Origin of the sequence: Shewanella sp. NIFS-20-20 (genome assembly GCF_019209865.1) — a bacterium.
Classification (GTDB): domain Bacteria; phylum Pseudomonadota; class Gammaproteobacteria; order Enterobacterales; family Shewanellaceae; genus Shewanella.
The window spans coordinates 1-19,047 of sequence record NZ_JAHUTT010000048.1 but is presented as its reverse complement, the minus strand read 5'-3'; the positions used below and the strand labels follow the sequence as shown (position 1 = coordinate 19,047).

Annotated in this window: 15 protein-coding genes; 12 read left to right on the top strand and 3 right to left on the bottom strand. The window is 49.1% G+C overall.

Annotated features, from left to right (window positions below):
• Nucleotides 1–13 precede the first annotated feature (13 nt).
• Complete coding sequence (locus KU855_RS14115) at nucleotides 14–1,540, top strand: YifB family Mg chelatase-like AAA ATPase (RefSeq protein WP_218530926.1); 1,527 nt, start codon at nucleotides 14–16, stop codon at nucleotides 1,538–1,540.
• A gap of 43 nt (nucleotides 1,541–1,583) precedes the next feature.
• On the opposite strand, the gene KU855_RS14110 is transcribed toward KU855_RS14115, so the two are convergent.
• A complete protein-coding gene (locus KU855_RS14110) occupies nucleotides 1,584–2,483 on the bottom strand; it encodes a LysR family transcriptional regulator (protein ID WP_218530925.1) in 900 nt (299 codons plus the stop codon).
• A 107-nt stretch (nucleotides 2,484–2,590) separates the two neighbouring features.
• Between KU855_RS14110 and KU855_RS14105 the strand changes: the two genes are divergently transcribed.
• The 11 genes from KU855_RS14105 to KU855_RS14055 all read left to right on the top strand — a co-directional run bounded on the left by KU855_RS14105 (nucleotide 2,591) and on the right by KU855_RS14055 (nucleotide 16,266).
• Entirely contained in the window at nucleotides 2,591–3,100 is a 510-nt protein-coding gene (locus tag KU855_RS14105) for a lactoylglutathione lyase family protein (protein WP_218530924.1), read from the top strand.
• A gap of 254 nt (nucleotides 3,101–3,354) precedes the next feature.
• A complete protein-coding gene (gene katG, locus KU855_RS14100; RefSeq protein WP_218530923.1) occupies nucleotides 3,355–5,559 on the top strand; it encodes a catalase/peroxidase HPI in 2,205 nt (734 codons plus the stop codon).
• Nucleotides 5,560–5,796: 237 nt separating this feature from the next.
• Entirely contained in the window at nucleotides 5,797–6,702 is a 906-nt protein-coding gene (locus tag KU855_RS14095; protein ID WP_218530922.1) for an acyltransferase, read from the top strand.
• A 1-nt stretch (nucleotide 6,703) separates the two neighbouring features.
• Nucleotides 6,704–7,651 (top strand): acyltransferase, encoded by a 948-nt coding sequence (locus KU855_RS14090; protein WP_218530921.1) that lies wholly within the window; start codon nucleotides 6,704–6,706, stop codon nucleotides 7,649–7,651.
• A gap of 236 nt (nucleotides 7,652–7,887) precedes the next feature.
• On the top strand, nucleotides 7,888–8,694 hold the full coding sequence (locus tag KU855_RS14085; protein WP_218530920.1) for a tetratricopeptide repeat protein: 807 nt from the start codon (nucleotides 7,888–7,890) through the stop codon (nucleotides 8,692–8,694).
• Nucleotides 8,695–8,959: 265 nt separating this feature from the next.
• Complete coding sequence (locus KU855_RS14080) at nucleotides 8,960–9,697, top strand: GntR family transcriptional regulator (protein WP_218530919.1); 738 nt, start codon at nucleotides 8,960–8,962, stop codon at nucleotides 9,695–9,697.
• On the top strand, nucleotides 9,690–10,568 hold the full coding sequence (gene prpB, locus KU855_RS14075) for a methylisocitrate lyase (RefSeq protein WP_218530918.1): 879 nt from the start codon (nucleotides 9,690–9,692) through the stop codon (nucleotides 10,566–10,568). Before KU855_RS14080 ends, prpB begins: the two co-directional genes overlap by 8 nt.
• Nucleotides 10,569–10,684: 116 nt before the next feature.
• A complete protein-coding gene (prpC, locus tag KU855_RS14070; RefSeq protein WP_218530917.1) occupies nucleotides 10,685–11,809 on the top strand; it encodes a 2-methylcitrate synthase in 1,125 nt (374 codons plus the stop codon).
• 91 nt (nucleotides 11,810–11,900) lie between these two features.
• On the top strand, nucleotides 11,901–14,486 hold the full coding sequence (gene acnD, locus KU855_RS14065; protein WP_218530916.1) for a Fe/S-dependent 2-methylisocitrate dehydratase AcnD: 2,586 nt from the start codon (nucleotides 11,901–11,903) through the stop codon (nucleotides 14,484–14,486).
• Nucleotides 14,487–14,564: 78 nt separating this feature from the next.
• A complete protein-coding gene (gene prpF / locus KU855_RS14060) occupies nucleotides 14,565–15,755 on the top strand; it encodes a 2-methylaconitate cis-trans isomerase PrpF (RefSeq protein ID WP_218530915.1) in 1,191 nt (396 codons plus the stop codon).
• A gap of 271 nt (nucleotides 15,756–16,026) precedes the next feature.
• A complete protein-coding gene (locus KU855_RS14055) occupies nucleotides 16,027–16,266 on the top strand; it encodes a hypothetical protein (protein WP_218530914.1) in 240 nt (79 codons plus the stop codon).
• Nucleotides 16,267–16,310: 44 nt separating this feature from the next.
• On the opposite strand, the gene KU855_RS14050 is transcribed toward KU855_RS14055, so the two are convergent.
• Both KU855_RS14050 and KU855_RS14045 read right to left on the bottom strand, forming a co-directional pair.
• Nucleotides 16,311–17,399 carry a branched-chain amino acid aminotransferase gene (locus KU855_RS14050; protein ID WP_218530913.1) on the bottom strand — a complete coding sequence of 363 codons (1,089 nt, stop codon included), beginning with the start codon at nucleotides 17,397–17,399 and terminating at the stop codon, nucleotides 16,311–16,313.
• Nucleotides 17,400–17,497: 98 nt separating this feature from the next.
• Nucleotides 17,498–18,247, bottom strand: coding sequence for a TetR/AcrR family transcriptional regulator (locus tag KU855_RS14045; protein WP_218530912.1), 750 nt, complete (start codon nucleotides 18,245–18,247; stop codon nucleotides 17,498–17,500).
• Between the last annotated feature and the right edge of the window lie 800 nt (nucleotides 18,248–19,047).

The window sequence follows — 19,047 nt, the reverse complement described above, 5'->3', positions numbered from 1 at the left end:
TCGAGCTAGCACCATGGCGCTAGCGACTACCCTTACCCGCGCCCAATTTGGAGTCGATGCCCCACAGGTCAAAGTCGAAGTGCATATCGGTAATGGCCTGCCGAGTTTTTCCTTGGTGGGTTTACCCGAAACATCGGTCAAAGAAGCAAAAGAGCGAGTTCGCAGCGCACTGATCAATTCGGGGTTTGAATTTCCGATGCGACGAATAACGGTTAATTTAGCCCCAGCAGAATTACCTAAACAAGGTGGTCGCTACGACTTACCCATAGCGATTGCCATTTTAGCCGCATCCGGGCAAATCCCACCATCAAGCCTCAAAGACACTGAATTTGCCGGCGAACTCTCGTTATCTGGCCAGATAAACGGTTGCAGCGGATTATTGCCCACACTAGTGGCGGCTAAAAATGCCCAGCACCGGCTAATTATCCCCATTGAAAACCATGCAGATGCCGAGTTAGTTGGCCATCAAGCCTGTTATTTGGCTGGCCACTTACAACAAGTAAGTGATTATTTGCATGGCAGAACGGAGCTCGCCAATAGCGCTAATCAACCCCATTGGATAGAACAAAGCCTGCCCAATGACGCGTTATGCTTAAGTGATATCATCGGCCAACACCAAGCGAAACAAGCGCTCGAAATTGCCGCCGCAGCCGAATTTAATTTACTGTTAGTTGGGCCTCCGGGGACGGGGAAAACCATGCTGGCTAATCGAATTTTGCCCTTGTTACCGGCGCTCAACTACCAAGAAGCACTGGAGGTTGCCTCACTGTATTCCATTGCCGGCATGACCCTTACGCCGGCGCAGCTCCGCCAGCGCCCATTTCGTAATCCTCACCATACCAGCTCCGCTATCTCCTTAGTTGGCGGAGGCTCCCAGCCACAACCGGGGGAAATATCACTCGCCCATAAGGGCGTATTATTCCTCGATGAATTAGCCGAATTCCCAAGAAAAGTCCTCGATAGTTTGAGGGAGCCGCTAGAAACCGGTGAGGTGGTCATCTCCCGAGCTAAAGCCAAATTAAACTTTGCCTGCCAATTCCAGTTAATTGCCGCCATGAATCCTAGCCCTTGTGGCGATGTTGAAGGTCAACGCCGCTCAACGCCGGATCAAGTGCTGCGCTATTTAAGCAAGCTGTCTGGGCCCTTTTTAGACAGGTTTGATTTGAGCATTGAAGTACCAAAACTCCCAAGCGGCAGTTTGTCCCAAGCCAATAGCCAATCAGGCGAAACCACCCTCCAAGTTCGCGAGCGGGTTTTGCGCGCAAGACAAGCTCAGTTGGATCGTCAAGGGACGCTCAATAAATACCTAGCCGGCAAGGCGTTAGATCACGCCTGTCAGCTCAGCGCGTCCGATCGCCAATTTCTTGAATCAAGTATTGAAAAGCTCGGACTCTCTGTGCGCAGCTTTCATCGCATCATGAAGGTCAGTCGCACGATTGCCGATTTGCAACAATCATCCATCGTTGAGCGGCGCCACGTGGCACAAGCGCTTAGTTTCCGCGCTATGGATAGATTGCTGCATAACCTCAACCAGTACTGATCATTACATAATCCCGGCGAAACTAGCGAATCCCAGTGAACCACTAGCCAATCGCGGCCGGTTGGATCACCTGCCGCACCGCCTCGAGTAACGCTTGATAGCGCGTGGGCAGCAGACGATGTCGTTTCTGCACGACATATAAGGTTTCATGCACCCTCTGTGGCGATTGATAACATTGGATGGTGGCGGGCAAGGCAAAATTATCCACCGCACTTTTAGGCAAGACGGTAAAGCCAAAACCGGCAGCAACAGGCATCAGTATTTGCGACAGTTGATTCACATAGCCACTGATTGGCAACGAATCTAATGGCAGACCTAACAATTCATCGTTACCGCATTGACGGCAAAATAACGATAAATATTGCATCGCATCTGGATGCTTAATTATTCCTAGTTGGGTCAGGGAGGCGATAGTCACTGGCGCTGTAAAACTGGCGGGTAACAGTAAACATAACGATTCATAGCCGATAACTTCACTGTCAAACAACCACTCATTGCTGAGATGAGTGACGATCCCCATATCAATCGTGCCCGCCTGTATTTGTTGCAGTATCGATTGATTCGGCGCGACCTCGAGCATCATGCTCAGGCGTGAATGCTGTTGTTGCAACCTCAACATTTTCGGATACAGGCTTAAGGCTAAGGCGCCCGAACAGGCCAAGCGGCATTCACCAACAAATGCTTGGTCTTCACCTAAAGCCGCCAATAACTCGGCTTGTTGCAGCTGTAAACTCAGGCTGTATTGATAGACTTTTTTACCGGCGTCGGTCAGTTCAAAACGTTTACGGTGGCGCTGCAACAATGCATATCCACAAGCTTGTTCCAACTTCTTGATATGTTGGCTGACCCCAGGCTGGGTCATAAAGAGCTGTTCAGCGGTCCGAGTAAAACTCCCCAGTTCAACCAAGGTCTTAAAAGTGAGTAGCCATTGTTGATTGAGCACATTAGCATCCATAAATTTAAATTATCAATATTAGAATAATTAATAATTTTATGTATTGATACTGACTAATTAGACTAGCGGGGTTCACTTATTGTATCGAGGTCACTATGACAGCAAGCACAACCTATCCCCGCAGTTTTTCTCATATTGGTATTTCAGTGCCCGATTTAGAGGCTGCCGTTCAGTTCTACACTCAAGTGTTAGGCTGGTATCTCATCATGGAGCCCACCGAAATCATTGAAGACAATTCCGCCATTGGCGAAATGTGTACCGATGTCTTTGGTCAAGGCTGGCAACGCTTTCGCATCGCACACTTATCGACCGGCGACCGCATCGGGGTTGAGCTGTTTGAGTTCAACAACCAACAAAATCCCGAAGATAACTTTGAATATTGGAAAACCGGTATTTTCCACTTCTGTGTGCAAGATCCAAATGTCGAAGAGTTAGCCGAAAAAATTGTGGCGGCTGGCGGCAAAAAGCGCATGAAAGCCCCACGCTATTACTACCCTGGAGAAAAACCCTATCGCATGATCTATATGGAAGATCCCTTTGGCAATATTCTCGAAATTTACAGCCACAGCTATGAATTGCACTACAGTGCCGGCGCGTATTCTTAAGTCGCATCCGCGCGCAAGAAGCCCAATGATGGGCTTTTTTATTGGCCATAAAAAATTCAGCACCAAGGTTGAGACAAAATACGCCAGCACACCGATACTAACCATCTGATATTCAGTTAATAAATTTCATCCGCGAAATAATCGATTACCGCGATTGCTAAATCGTCACAGCAAGCGATACCCACTCGACTATAGTCAATGGCAGAGAGCACAACCTGTTGCCCGTTTCACCCCACTTGCGCGAGGGAACTTATATGAACAATAGTAATGGTGCCGGCAAATGCCCGGTGATGCATGGCGGTAATACCCATGTTGGCGGACAAGGCAGCCAAAATATGCATTGGTGGCCGAATCAACTCAATTTAAAAATATTACATCAACATGGTCGCCAATCGTCGCCGATGGATGAGGGTTTTAATTACCGTGAAGCCTTTACAAAACTCGATTTACAGCAAGTAAAACAAGACATAAAGCACATATTAACTCACTCTCAACCGTGGTGGCCGGCCGATTATGGCCATTATGGCCCTATGATGATCCGCATGGCGTGGCATGCCGCGGGGACGTATCGCAAAGGCGATGGGCGTGGCGGCGCGGGGACCGGCAATCAGCGATTTGCTCCCATCAATAGTTGGCCAGATAACGGTAATCTCGACAAAGCCAGACGCTTATTGTGGCCAGTTAAGCAAAAGTACGGCAAGCAATTATCTTGGGCCGACTTGATCATACTCACCGGCAATGTCTCCCTCGAATCGATGGGATTTAAAACGTTCGGTTTTGGTGGCGGTCGTGAAGATATTTATGAACCCGAAGACGATATTTACTGGGGCGCTGAAGACGAATGGCTCGGCAATAAGCGCTACAGTGGCGAGCGTGATCTAGAAAACCCATTAGCCGCAGTCCAAATGGGCCTGATTTATGTGAATCCTGAAGGCCCAGATGGTAACCCAGATCCACTGGCATCGGGACGTGACGTTCGAGAAACTTTTGCCCGTATGGCCATGAATGACTATGAGACGGTTGCCTTAACCGCTGGCGGTCATACCTTCGGTAAATGTCATGGTGCTGGCGATGCCGCGTTAGTCGGCCCCGAACCCGAAGCCGCACCAATTGAGCAAATGGGGCTAGGCTGGAAGAGTCGTTATGCCAGCGGTAAAGGCCGTGATGCCATCACCAGTGGCTTAGAAGGTGCGTGGACTCCGACCCCCACTCAGTGGGATAACAGCTATTTCAATATGCTGTTAGGCTATGAATGGCAATTAACTAAAAGCCCCGCTGGCGCCCATCAATGGGCTGCGGTCAACCTTGCCGCCGAAAATCACGCGCCAGATCCCGCAGACAATAGCCAAAAGGTCGCCATCATGATGACTACTGCCGATATGTCGATGCGCGAAGATCCTGAGTACCTAAAAATCTCGCAACACTTCCATCAACACCCCGATGAATTTGCCGACGCCTTTGCCAGAGCTTGGTTTAAATTAACCCATCGCGATATGGGGCCTAAGTCTCGCTATTTGGGGGCGGAGGTCCCTGCTGAAGATCTTATTTGGCAAGATCCTGTGCCCTTAGTAGATCATGCCTTAGTGGATGAGCAAGACATTGCCAGTTTAAAACACACCATACTAAATTCGGGCCTGTCGATTGCGGAGCTGGTGTATACCGCGTGGTCATCGGCATCGACGTTCCGAGGTTCTGATTATCGCGGTGGCGCCAATGGTGCGCGCATTCGTCTCGCGCCGCAAAAAGATTGGCAAGTGAATCAACCCAAGCAATTAGCCAAAGTGATCACAACCTTAGAAGGCATAAAGTCAGATTTCAACTCTGCGCAAACGGGTAATAAAGCCATATCACTGGCTGATTTAATTGTACTTGCGGCTGCCGCGGCCATCGAGCAAGCGGCTCAGGCCGCCGGTGTCAGTGCCAGTGTTGGTTTTACCCCCGGACGCACCGATGCCACCGCCGCTCAAACCGATATTGAATCATTTGAGGTATTAGAGCCTGCCGCCGATGGCTTTAGAAACTACAGCCGCGCAGTGTTCACCGTGGCAGCGGAAGAGTTGCTCGTCGATCGCGCCCAGTTATTACAATTAAGCGGCCCCGAAATGACGGTATTAGTCGGTGGCATGCGAGCGTTAAATGCTAACTATGACCACTCAAGCCATGGAGTGCTCACCCACAGACCCGGTTCACTCACCAATGACTTTTTTGTCAACTTGCTGGATTTATCTATCGACTGGCAACCCACCTCTGATAGTGCCCAAGTATTCGAAGGCCGCGAGATGGCGACTGGCAAAGTCAAATGGACGGCCACCCGAGTCGATTTAGTGTTTGGCGCCAATAGCCAACTACGCGCCATTGCCGAAGTGTATGGTGCTAATGATGCGCAGGAGAAATTTGTTCATGATTTTATTCAAGCATGGAACAAGGTCATGAATGCCGATCGGTTTGATCTCAATTAGTCCAAACTAGTCTCAGCACAAGCAGCCGCACTCCCCCGAGGCAGTGCGGCTCTTTTTTATCTCTCAGCGCAGAGCACCACGGGCAAGCCAATTGGCAACGCTCGCCACCCAATTGTTAATTGATTCAGCCTTTCCCTTACAAAAAACCGCTTTATCACGCCAAGCGGCAACCAAAGTTTGAGGAAAATCTACACAAGCGGTACCATATCGCTCCAATTGGTGTCAGGAGAAGAATGAATGAAGCAGTTGTGGTCACAAATCCGCGGATCGATAGTCTTTTGCGGTTATGTTATTAATACTCTTTTTTGGGCGACACCACTTCTTCTGCTCTGTTTGATCAAACTTATCCCTATCAAACCATTGCAGAACACCTGCAGCAGCATGCTGGATTTTTTAGCCAGCTGTTGGATCAGTTGCAACGGCTGGATGGAAAGGTATTTACACCCCATCAGTCTGTCAGTCACCGGAGCAACCGACTTGAGCAAAGATGACTGGTATATGGTGATCTCCAACCATCAATCTTGGGTAGACATTTTAGTGCTGCAGGGCATATTTAACCGCAAAATTCCTTTTCTAAAGTTCTTTCTTAAGCGGGAATTGATTTTCGTGCCCGTGCTTGGCCTCGTGTGGTGGGCATTAGACTTTCCATTTATGCGGCGCTATAGCCCCACCGAACTCAAAAAAAATCCCAAACTCAAAGGCAAAGACATAGAGATCACGCGTAAAGCTTGCAGTAAATTTAAATACAAACCGGTCAGCGTGATGAATTTTGTTGAAGGCACCCGCTTTAAAGACAGTAAGCATGCCAAACAACATTCACCATTTAATCACCTGTTAAGGCCTAAAGCCGGCGGCATGGCCTTTGCTTTAGCGGCCATGCCCGAAATCAACAAAATAGTCGATGTCACTATCCATTACGCCGATGGTGTCCCCAGTTTCTTTGATTATCTCAGTGGTAAAGGTGGCAAGATCAGTGTCGACATTCAAATCAGACCCATTACCGCAGCAATGCGTGGGGATTACCAAAACGATCGCCAATTTAAGCAACAATTCCAACAAGAATTAAATCAGATCTGGCTGCACAAAGATCAATTCCTATGTCAGCGAACATCTGATCCTCAACACCTCCAAGGCGAATGCTAATATGCTCAACTTTTTACCGGGTCCTATTCTATTCTTGCTGTCAGGGCTATTACTTATTATCAATACTTCCTTATGGGCAGGGCTTATCAGCATTGGCGGCCTGCTAAAATTATTGCTGCCTTGGCAAGCTGCTCGCACACCATTAACCCGCGTCATGAACTCTTTTATGTGGGCATGGGCCAGTTGTAATGGCGGCATTCTTAAACTGATTGCCAAAATTGAATGGGATATTCAAGGATTAGAGCATCTCGACAAGCAAGGCTGGTACTTAATCATTAGCAATCACCTCAGTGGCTTTGATATTGCCGCTCAGACCTATGTCCTACGTAATCATATCCCGATGTTGAAGTTCTTCCTGAAGAAAGAGCTATTGTACGTGCCCTTCTTAGGGCTTGGGTGCTGGGCATTGGATATGCCTTATATGAATCGTACCAGTGCAGAGAAGCTTAAAAAGAACCCTAAGCTCAAAGGCAAGGACATGGAAACCACGCGTAAATCGTGTGAGAGATTTCGCTTGTTACCGACGACCATTATTAACTACGTCGAAGGCAGTCGCTTTACCGAAGAAAAGCGCCAACGCCAACAATCGCCTTATCGTTATTTATTGCGCCCTAAAGCCGGAGGCAGTGCCTTTGCCCTGTCAGCCATGGGCGAGCAATTTACCCATGTATTAGATATCACCATGGCTTATCCTGATGCCCCTAAAGATATCCTCGCGAGCGTGATGCATGGCAAGGTCAGCAAAGTGGTCATGCACATCAAAGCCCGCCCGGTCCCCGTCGTCGACGACCAACGCTATATCAATGAACCCAGTTACCGAGTCGAATTTCAACGCTGGCTCAATCAGCTGTGGGCCGAAAAAGATGAACAAATTCATCAACTGCTTCTCAAGCACAAGGCCAATACCAGCAGTTTCCCGCAATTAGCCGAGCAAATAAGCAAAGACTGAGCCTGAGCACACTGCGCCTGCCAGCAATCTCCCGCCAGGCGCAGCCATGCTGCATGACCGCAGTGATGCACTGAACACCCCGTCAATCCCAACATTTTTAAGCACGATGTGACCCCGCTCAATAAAGCCTAACAATCCTAGTGACGCCATAAACTAACCATGGTGATAATTGTCACAACTACTCAATACAAACAATAACTTAGCTATAGCTAATATTGCGAACCCAAGAAATCATTATGAAAAAATCTCTGCCAGCCTTACTCGCTTTATTACTGTCGAGCGTAACCGCTCATGCCGATATTAACCAAGCTAATCAAGCCTTGAGCCAAGCGAATTACGCTGACGCCTATCAACTGTTATTGCCACTAGCACAACAAGGTGATGCTGATGCCCAATACCAACTGGCTATTATGTATTCTCGCAGCCAAGGGGTCCCTTTAGATAATCAGCAAGCGGCTAGCTGGTTTGAAAAAGCGGCCAAGCAAGACCACGCCGAAGCCCAATTTAATCTCGGACTCAGTCACACACTCGGGCGCGGCGTTGCTAAAGATGATCAGCTCGCGATTAAATGGTTTAAACAAGCCGCCGCCCAAAACAACGCTGATGCTCAATTTCATTTAGGCAATATGTACCAAAATGGCCGTGGACTTTCCCAAGATATCAAACAAGCATTTACCTTGTACGGTCAGGCCGCCGCATTAGGGCATGCCGAAGCGCAGATGAACTATGGGGTCATGTATGCCAATGGCCAAGGGACGGATAAAGATGAGCAGCAAGCGGTTCATTGGTTTCAACAATCTGCTCAGCAAGGGTACGCCGATGGCCAAAATAATCTAAGCATCATGTATGCATTAGGTCGTGGTGTGCCAGAGAATGCCAAGTTAGCTTATATGTGGGCTAATTTATCGCACTACAATGGTGGCAGCGGCGATGAAATTGTGGAAATGCTCAACCACACCATGAAAGGCACCGATATTCGCAAAGCGGTAGCGATGGCGAACGCCTGCCTTAAAAACCAATATCAAGGGTGCGAACGCCTCTAACGCACCGCCCAAGTGCTCGTTATCACCACTAACGAGCACCATTCACCCGCAAATGCCCTGCTTTCACTTCAATATACTGTCCTAGCAAAAAGCCTCATTGTTAACAATCTTCGGCAGGATATATTTCTGAGATTAATTAACATCTGATTAACCAGCACTTTTTTCACCGACAACAATTACGTGTCATTTTAGTTAATTTATTGTTGACAATAATGATGGCAAAGCCTACATTTTGACTAACTTTTAGCCAAAGCAGCCCGCTCGCATGGATAGCTTTTCAACTTCCTTAGCCACTGACGCCAACAAAACCCACAAGGGGGGGCGCTTGGTCGATCAAATCCTCGAGCAACTCCAAACTAGTATCATCAAAGGTGACATTCCTTCGGGCAGTAAAATTAATGAACAAGATCTCGCGGCGCGCTTTGGTATAAGCCGTGGTCCCACACGAGAAGCCTTACAAGCACTGGAACGCCAACGCTTAGTGGTTAGGGCGCCACATGTCGGTGCCAGAGTCGCCAAGTTATCGATTGAAGAACTTAACGAGCTTTACCAATTACGCAGCGTGTTAGAAGCCATGGCCTGCGAGTTAGCGGCTCGTCATATCACTAGCGAACAACTAGATAAGTTACATAAGTTAATCAATGACCAAGAGTTGGCTCTCAACCATAGTGACCCTTACTTTCAACAACAAGGGGATGTTGATTTCCACTATCAGATCATCGTTGCCAGTGGCAATCGCCATTTACAAGAAACGCTCATGGGCGGCCTCTATCATCTATTACGTATGTATCGCTACCAGACATCCAACCGCAAGCGTCCGACTGAAGCCATCGCCGAACATAAGAAAATTGTCGAAGCCATCGCGGCTCAAGATGGTGAATTAGCCGCCCTATTGATGCGCCGCCATATTGAGCGCGGACGCCAAAGTACAGCACGTAAACTCACGGCCATACAACAAGCCAACCTTGAAGCCACATCACTTAAGGGATCTATCAATGAATAACAGCGCCGGAAAAAAATTTAGACACGCACTGGCTCACGCTAAGCCACTGCAAATTGTCGGCACCATGAATGCATATTTCGCCAAAATGGCTGAGCTCAGTGGGGTTGAAGCCATTTACCTTTCCGGTGCTGGCGTGGCCAATGCCTCCTACGGCTTACCGGATCTTGGCATGACCTCCATGAATGATGTGCTCATCGATGCCGGACGAATTACCTCGGCAACCCAAGTGCCGTTACTGGTCGATATTGATACTGGTTGGGGAGGCGCTTTCAATATTGCTCGCACCATAAGAGAATTTGAAAAAGCCGGTGTTGCTGCGGTCCATATGGAGGATCAGGTCGCCCAAAAACGTTGTGGCCATCGCCCCAACAAAGCCGTAGTCAGCATCGATGAAATGGTCGATAGAATTAAAGCTGCCGTCGATGCCCGCTGCGATCCGGACTTTGTGATCATGGCGCGCACCGATGCCGTCGCGGTTGAGGGATTAGAGGCAGGGATTGAGCGCGCCCAAGCTTACCTTGAGGCTGGTGCCGATATGATTTTCGCCGAAGCCCTGACCGAATTAGATCAATACACTCGCTTTCGCGCCGCCGTCAACGCGCCAATCCTGGCCAATATGACGGAGTTCGGTCAAACCGAACTCTTTAGCACCGAAGCACTTAGCGCCGCCGGTGCCGACATGGTGCTCTACCCGCTGAGTACTTTCCGAGCCGCTAATCAGGCTGCGTTAGAAGTGATGCAAGCCCTGCTAAAAGATGGCCACCAGCGCAACGTGGTCGACAAGATGCAGACTCGTAAAGAGCTCTATCACTTCCTTGGTTACCACGCCTTTGAAGATAAATTAGATCAGCTTTTCAACCAAGATAAGTAACCACTTAAGTTACTCTGCAACAGCGGGGCGGGATGCCCGAGGTCGTTGTTAACATCCATCAGATCCCACTTGGATCTGAGGCCAAAACAAATAAGAACACGCAAAGAGGGAAATGTATGACGGACAAAAAATTAAGTGGTGCGGGTCTTCGTGGTCAATCTGCAGGTGAAACCGCATTAAGCACTGTGGGGGTCTCAGGTTCAGGCTTAACCTACCGTGGCTATGACATCAAAGATCTCGCTGCCAATACTACCTTTGAAGAAGTGGCTTTTCTTATTCTCTACGGTGAATTGCCCACTGAAACCGAGCTGGCGAATTACCGCAACAAACTAAAAGGCTTGCGCGGCTTACCTCAGGCGCTCAAAGAAGTGCTGGAGCGAATTCCTGCCTCGGCTCATCCGATGGATGTCATGCGCACAGGCTGTTCTATGTTGGGTAATCTCGAACCCGAGCATGATTTTAGTCAACAAAGTCAAATCACCGATCGCCTACTGGCGGCCTTTCCTTCCATTATTTGTTACTGGTATCGATTCAGTCATGACGGTGTCCGTATCGACACTGAAACCGATGATGAACAAATTGGCGGCCACTTTCTACATTTGTTGCATGGCAAATCACCTTCGGCCCTCCACACCGCCGTGATGGACGCCTCGTTAATTTTATATGCCGAGCATGAATTTAATGCCTCAACCTTTACTGCCAGAGTGTGTGCCTCGACCCTATCGGATATGCATTCATGTGTCACCGGTGCCATTGGTTCGCTGCGCGGCCCACTTCATGGCGGCGCCAATGAAGCCGCTATGGAATTGATCCAAAACATGAAAGATGCCGCCGATGCCAAAGCGACCTTACTTGGCATGCTAGAGCGCAAAGAAAAAATCATGGGCTTTGGTCATGCGATTTACCGCGAATCCGACCCTCGTAACGCCATTATTAAGGCTTGGTCAGAGAAACTGGCGGCAGAATATGGTGATACTCGTCTGTATGACGTGTCGGTTGCCTGTGAAGAATTAATGTGGGATCAAAAGAAACTCTTCTGTAATGCTGACTTCTTCCACGCCAGTGCTTATCACTTTATGGGCATTCCAACCAAACTGTTTACCCCAATATTTGTTTGTTCGCGGGTTACCGGTTGGGCAGCTCACGTGATGGAGCAACGTGCTAACAATCGAATTATTCGTCCCAGTGCCGATTATGTGGGTGTCGCGCCGCGTAGCGTATCCCCGATTTCATCGCGTTAATTGACCCCTGTGGCTCAGGCCATCGGCGACTAAGATCCCGTGAACCTGCCATGTTGAACATGGCAGGTTTCACCGTTTAGTGGATATACACATGAACACAGCCTACCTCAAACCTTTACCCGGCACTTGCCTTAAGTATTTTGACACCCGCGCCGCCATTGATGATATTGCGCCGGGAGCTTACGCTAGCTTACCTTATTGCTCGCGGGTGTTTGCCGAAAATTTAGTCCGACGTTGCGATCCCAGCACCCTCACGGACTCGCTTAAACAACTTATTGAACGCAAACGGGATTTAGACTTCCCTTGGTTCCCTGCCCGCGTTGTTTGCCACGATATTCTTGGGCAAACGGCCTTGGTCGATTTGGCTGGACTGCGAGATGCCATCGCCGACATGGGCGGCGACCCGGCCAAGGTGAACCCTGTGGTACCGACTCAATTGATTGTGGATCACTCGCTAGCCGTTGAACATGCTGGCTTTGAAGTCGATGCTTTTGCTAAAAACCGCGCGATTGAAGATCGTCGTAATGACGATAGATTTCATTTTATCAACTGGACCAAAACCGCCTTTAAAAATGTCGACGTGATCCCGCCGGGCAATGGCATCATGCATCAAATTAACTTAGAGCGGATGTCTCCGGTTATTCATAACGATCATGGCATTGCCTACCCTGATACCTTAGTGGGTACCGATAGCCATACCCCTCATGTCGATGCCCTTGGGGTTATCGCCATTGGCGTCGGTGGTCTGGAAGCTGAGAGCGTCATGCTTGGGCGCGCCTCATGGATGCGTTTACCGGATATTGTTGGGGTCGAATTGACGGGCAAACCTGTTGCAGGGATCACCGCCACCGATTTAGTGTTGGCCCTCACGGAATTCTTGCGCCAACAAAAAGTCGTGTCCTGTTACCTCGAGTTTTATGGCGAAGGCGTGTCGCATTTAACTCTGGGTGATCGAGCAACCATCTCGAATATGACCCCCGAATATGGCGCCACTGCCGCCATGTTCTATATTGACCAACACACCATCGACTACCTCAAATTAACCGGCCGCGACGACAGCCAAGTCGCCCTCGTAGAAACTTACGCTAAACAAGCTGGACTGTGGGCCGATAGCTTAACTAGCGCCCAATATGAGCGGGTGCTTAGCTTTGACTTGTCGTCAGTCGGGCGCAATATTGCCGGCCCGTCTAATCCCCACAAGCGGGTAGCCACCAGCGAATTGGCCGAACACGGCATTACCGGCTCGATTGAGCATAACCCTGATCTCATGCCTGATGGTGCGGTGGTTATTGCCGCCATTACCAGTTGCACCAATACCAGTAATCCTCGCAATGTCATTGCGGCCGGCTTACTGGCGCGCAACGCGGTGGCCAAAGGCTTATACCGTAAACCTTGGGTCAAAACATCCTTGGCGCCGGGATCTAAAACCGTGGAGCTGTATCTTAAAGAAGCGCAATTGCTATCGAGCTTAGAGCAGTTAGGCTTTGGCATTGTCGCCTTTGCTTGTACTACCTGTAATGGCATGAGCGGCGCACTCGATCCCGCTATTCAACAAGAAATTATCGAACGCGATCTGTATGCCACGGCGGTTCTGTCGGGTAACCGTAACTTCGATGGCCGGATCCACCCCTATGCCAAACAAGCCTTTTTAGCCTCACCACCACTGGTGGTCGCCTATGCCATCGCCGGTACCACTCGCTTTGATATTGAAAAAGATGTTTTAGGTACAGACCAGCACGGGCAGCCCGTCACCCTTAGCGATATTTGGCCAAGCGATGAAGAAATCGATGCCATTGTCCAATCCAGTGTAAAACCCGAGCAATTTAGGCAAGTGTACGAACCAATGTTCAAGCTTGATGTCGATTATGGCCAGCATGTCGATCCGCTCTACCAATGGCGACCACAAAGCACCTATATTCGCCGCCCTCCGTATTGGGAAGGCGCGTTGGCAGGCGAGCGCAGCCTAACCGGCATGCGGCCTTTAGCCGTGCTCGGTGACAATATCACCACCGACCACCTCTCACCCTCGAATGCGATTATGGCCAACAGCGCTGCCGGTGAATATTTGGCAACAATGGGATTGCCAGAAGCCGACTTTAACTCCTATGCCACCCACAGAGGTGATCACCTCACGGCCCAACGAGCCACCTTTGCTAACCCCAAGCTGTTTAATGAAATGGTGCGCCAAGACGGCGAGGTTTGCCAAGGTTCACTAGCGCGGATCGAACCCGAAGGCAACGTCACGCGCATGTGGGAAGCCATCGAAACCTACATGGAACGCAAGCAGCCTCTGTGCATTATTGCCGGCGCCGATTATGGTCAAGGCTCCAGCCGAGATTGGGCGGCTAAGGGAGTACGTTTGGCCGGGGTTGAAGTCATTGTTGCCGAAGGTTTTGAGCGGATTCATCGCACCAACCTCGTGGGTATGGGGGTATTACCGTTGGAGTTTGCACCTGGAGACAATCGCCATACGCTCGCCATCGATGGTACTGAAACCTTTGATGTTAAAGGCTCACGCACCCCAGGTGCTCACCTGACGCTAGTCATTCACCGCCGCGATGGCTCCAGCCATGAACTGGCGGTCAAATGCCGGCTTGATACCGCCGAGGAAGTTTCGATTTACGAAGCCGGCGGCGTATTGCAACGCTTTGCCCAGGACTTTTTAGCCAACTCATAAGCCGATGGGTTGATGAGTCACAAGGCGTGAGCGCCCGCGTGACTCATCCCCTCGTTTACGCCTAAGGACGTCAGTCACATGTTCAAACCACAACTCAAAATCCCCGCCACCTACATGCGAGGAGGCACCAGTAAGGGGGTATTTTTTCGCCTTGACGACTTACCTGCTGCCGCGCAACTCCCGGGGGCCGTTCGCGATGCCATCTTGCTTAGAGTCATCGGCAGCCCCGATCCCTACGCAAAACAAATCGATGGTATGGGCGGCGCCACCTCCTCAACCTCTAAAACAGTGATTGTCAGTCGCAGCCAACAAAGCGATCACGATGTTGACTATTTATTTGGTCAAGTGGCCATTGATAAGGCCTTTATCGATTGGAGCGGTAATTGTGGTAATTTATCGGCGGCAGTCGGTGCTTTTGCTATTACCTCTGGCTTAATCGACACCGCCAAAATCCCCACCAACGGCCACTGTACGGTTCGCATTTGGCAAGCCAATATTAACAAGACTATCGTTGCTCACATCCCAATCACTCAAGGACAAGTGCAAGAAACTGGGGACTTTGAACTTGATGGTGTCACCTTTGCTTCGGCAGAAATAGAAGTCGAGTTTATGGATCCTGCCGCGGGTGATGGCGCGCTATTTCCCACCGGAAAATTAGTGGATCAATTGACGGTACCAACCAGTTTGGTCGCAAGCGGCGTGCTCAATGCCACCTTGATCAATGCCGGCATCCCCACCATTTTTCTCAATGCCGATGAGCTCGGCTATCAAGGCTGCGAATTACAAGATGCCATCAATAATGACGAGCAGGCTTTAGCAAGATTTGAAGCGCTGCGAGCAATAGGCGCCTTAAAGATGGGCTTAATTGACCAATTAGAACAGGCAAGTCGTCGCCAGCACACCCCTAAAATTGCCTTTATTGCTAAAGCGCAAGATTATGTCACCTCGAGTGGCAAAAATGTCGGTGCCGAGGAGATCGATCTACAAGTGCGTGCACTGTCGATGGGTAAACTACATCATGCCATGATGGGCACTGCGGCGGTCGCCATCGGTACCGCAGCCGCCATTCCTGGCACCTTAGTGAATATGGCCGCTGGCGGTGGCCAACGGACTAAAGTGTGTTTTGGCCACCCGTCGGGCACCTTAACCGTAGGTGCTGAAGCCCAGCAGCTCTCTGGCCAATGGCAGGTGACCAAGGCCATCATGAGTCGTAGCGCTCGCATCTTGATGCAAGGGCAGGTGTTTATCCCTAATGAGTTTAACTCATAAAGCGTCCGGCCGATGATGGTCTGGCAGCCACCTGGCTGCCAGACTCTATCGCCATCACGCGCAGCCGCTCTCGCCATTGACCCGCAAAAATCATTTACAAAAAAAAGAATAAATGAAACACTTACGCCACATGTAACCACATTGTTTCGGAATTGTAAGTGAAATCAACAAGCCAAACACTCGCCCTATTGCTGGTAATTATGTTTAGCGCTGGCTGCAGCAGCACGGCGACGACCCCGACGCTTACCTATCAGCGGCCAGTCAGCTGTGGATGGTCAAAGGTGAGATTGTCGATTGGGAAAACGTATTTAGTGACAAGGTAAGTTTTGATGCCAGCTGGACTATCGATAGCCAAGGTCGAGTGCAAAATGTTCGACTCGAAAACATAGTGCCACAGCAAGAGGTGACCCAAGAGCAGCTGGCCTATCTCGAATCGATTCGGTTTATAGCTATGCCAGATAACATCGAGCGCCAAAGCATCAGAGTGACCACCCGAATTGAATTATTGTAACCAAAAGCCTGCCGCAGCTTTTGGTTACATAAGCGCTGGACTGACTAGTTCCTCACTGGAATAGGCCTTACCCAGCCCGGAGGACCTTGCACCTTACCCAATTGGATATCGGTATAGAGTTGGTAAATCCGCTTAATGTGCGGGCCGACTTTACCATCGCCAATCGTGACAACCCGGCCATCTTCAAAGATATATGAGCCAACGGGCGATACCACAGCCGCCGTACCAAAGCCACCCGCCTCAATAATCTCACCGGATTCAATATCGGCGATAAACTTATCTAACATCACCGTCTCTTGACGCACTTCACAACCCAGCATAGGTGCCAATTCGATAATGGAACGAGAGGTAATTGACTGCAATATGGTGTCGGTAAAGCTCGGAATGATCACTGTGCCATCTTTAAGGATGTGGAAATGGTTCATCGCGCCCACTTCTTCAATCTGGGTATTGGTAGAATCGAGGTACAACACTTGGGCAGCACCGTATTCCGCTGCGGCCTTACCTGCTCGTAAAGAGGCGGCATAATTCCCCGCCGCTTTGGAGGCGCCAGTTCCACCAGACACAGCACGATGAAAAGTTTTACTGATCAATAACCGAATCGCATCGCCAAAGCCAGCGCCATAATAAGCCCCGCTGGGAGATAACATCACACAAAAGGTATAAGCTTGACTAGGGCTGACCGATAACCTGTCTTCGGTAGCAAAAATGAACGGGCGAATGTATAAACACGCACCTTTTTGCTTGGGAAACCACAATCTATCCACATCAATTAATGCTTCAATGGCTTGTACTTGCCATTCCTCTGGGATATTAGGAATACAGACAATATCGGCAGAGCGATTCATGCGTTTGGCATTTTGATCTAATCTGAACGAGTAAATCTCACCATCATCATGCATAAATGCTTTGGCACCCTCAAAGATCGATTGGCCATAATGCAAACTCATGGCACCCGGCGCCATGTCGAATGGACCATAAGGCACAATGCGGGCATCGCCCCATTGTCCATCACGAAAGTCCATCATAAACATATGATCGGTTCGAAGCTTACCAAAACCGACATTCCCTTCGGGTTCAAATTGCTGTTGACGGCGTTCGGCCGTACTTTTCAAACGATAGCTAATTTCCATTGCGCTTCACCTTTATTCTTATCCCAGCAGACTAGGGAGCGCTGAAAATAAAGTCAAGGGCTTCGCTGTTAACCAAGTTAAAAAGCACTGTAAACATTTCATTCACAGCCATATTCGAGAGCATTACAAGCACTGCAATTCATGGCGAATGATTGATTACCGACAAAATATTGCTGGGTTAAGGCCAAAAGCGAGTCGAATAAGGCTAAATCCACCGGCTGTTTCCAACCATATTGCGACATTAACTTTGCCAAGTGACGAAAACAGGTGTGCTGCTGCGCGCTTAAAAACTCTTCATCGATTAATTGACTTTCAAACTGAGTCAAAATGCCCGTCAGATAAAATACGATGCCTTGAGTGAGTTCTTTCACCTGCAAAGGGCTCGCGCTCAATTCTTGCTTGGCCACAGCCTGCATCAGTGTCTGCTGCAGCCAACCCCAGAACGCATTAATACGACGCTTAAAGCGCGCCACCTTCTCATCACTGGCTAGCGGCCAAACCATGTGATTGACCGACACAGATCTGAGTGTAAAAAAAATGGGGCTGCGTTTGATGGTTTCAAAGGTAAAGAAAATCGGCAATAACACCTTTTGTTGTTCGGTCAACTCCGGGTGCTGCTGGACACATAGGGACAAATGATTGGAGGTGGCATGACGCATAAATAAGCACACCAAAATATCTTCTTTGCCTTTGAAGTGCTTATAGAGAGTCCCAGTAGAACAACCAACATCGTGCGCAATTTGAGAGAATTTAAATGACACTATCCCTTGGGTGGTAATCAAATGCTCAGCGACATCCAATATTTGGTTGCATCGCAATAAGCTCACGGGATCAGCAGGACATTTCATATCGTGGTTTCAGTTATTTCGATTTACTACTTTAGCGGATTATGAAACAGAGCCAAGCAATCACAAACCCAGGGATGATTGAATGACTGCCTAATTCACATTTTTCACAGAGTTTTATCAAAAAGCGTGAACAAGCACTGATATTCATTACTCACAAATAAGTACTCATCACGCGTGTCCCTCCGGATTCGGGATACTGCCCATCAAGGACGGCCTTGATTGCCTTAACTAGATAACACAAATATTTAAACCCAGTCACAATCAAGCCAATTAATTCCCAAATTAGTGTTAACCCAGTCACTGATTAGCAGCATGATTGCTGACTCCAAGCCATGTGGGAAAGTACACTCCGAGACCGCGACAGCCGCAGTCAAGGATTGCTCTGTCACAACGACCAAGGATTAGGTATTTACATCCCTGACATCGACCATCGCCACAGCCCATGCTCGAATGCGACCGAATTTGTCATGGGGCTTGCTAACCATAGCTAGCCCCTTAGGTGAGTCGCTGGAAGACGCAGCTATACATTGGTGCACCCTATATAGCAAACCACCAACAGCCACTCGCCCGAATAATAATCAATAATCATAATGACCAGGAATACATGATGAACACTAAGTTTATGTTGTCCTTAGTGGCAATGGCGGTTAGCTGCGCTAGCATCAGCGCTCAAGGGCGTTGTTGATCAAATGGTTCACGTAACGTACTGATCTAATGACACTTACTCTAATTACTCAACTCGGTAACTAACAGGCATACCTAGTCTTATGACTTTGTTCATTGCCTTGACGTTAGCTAAC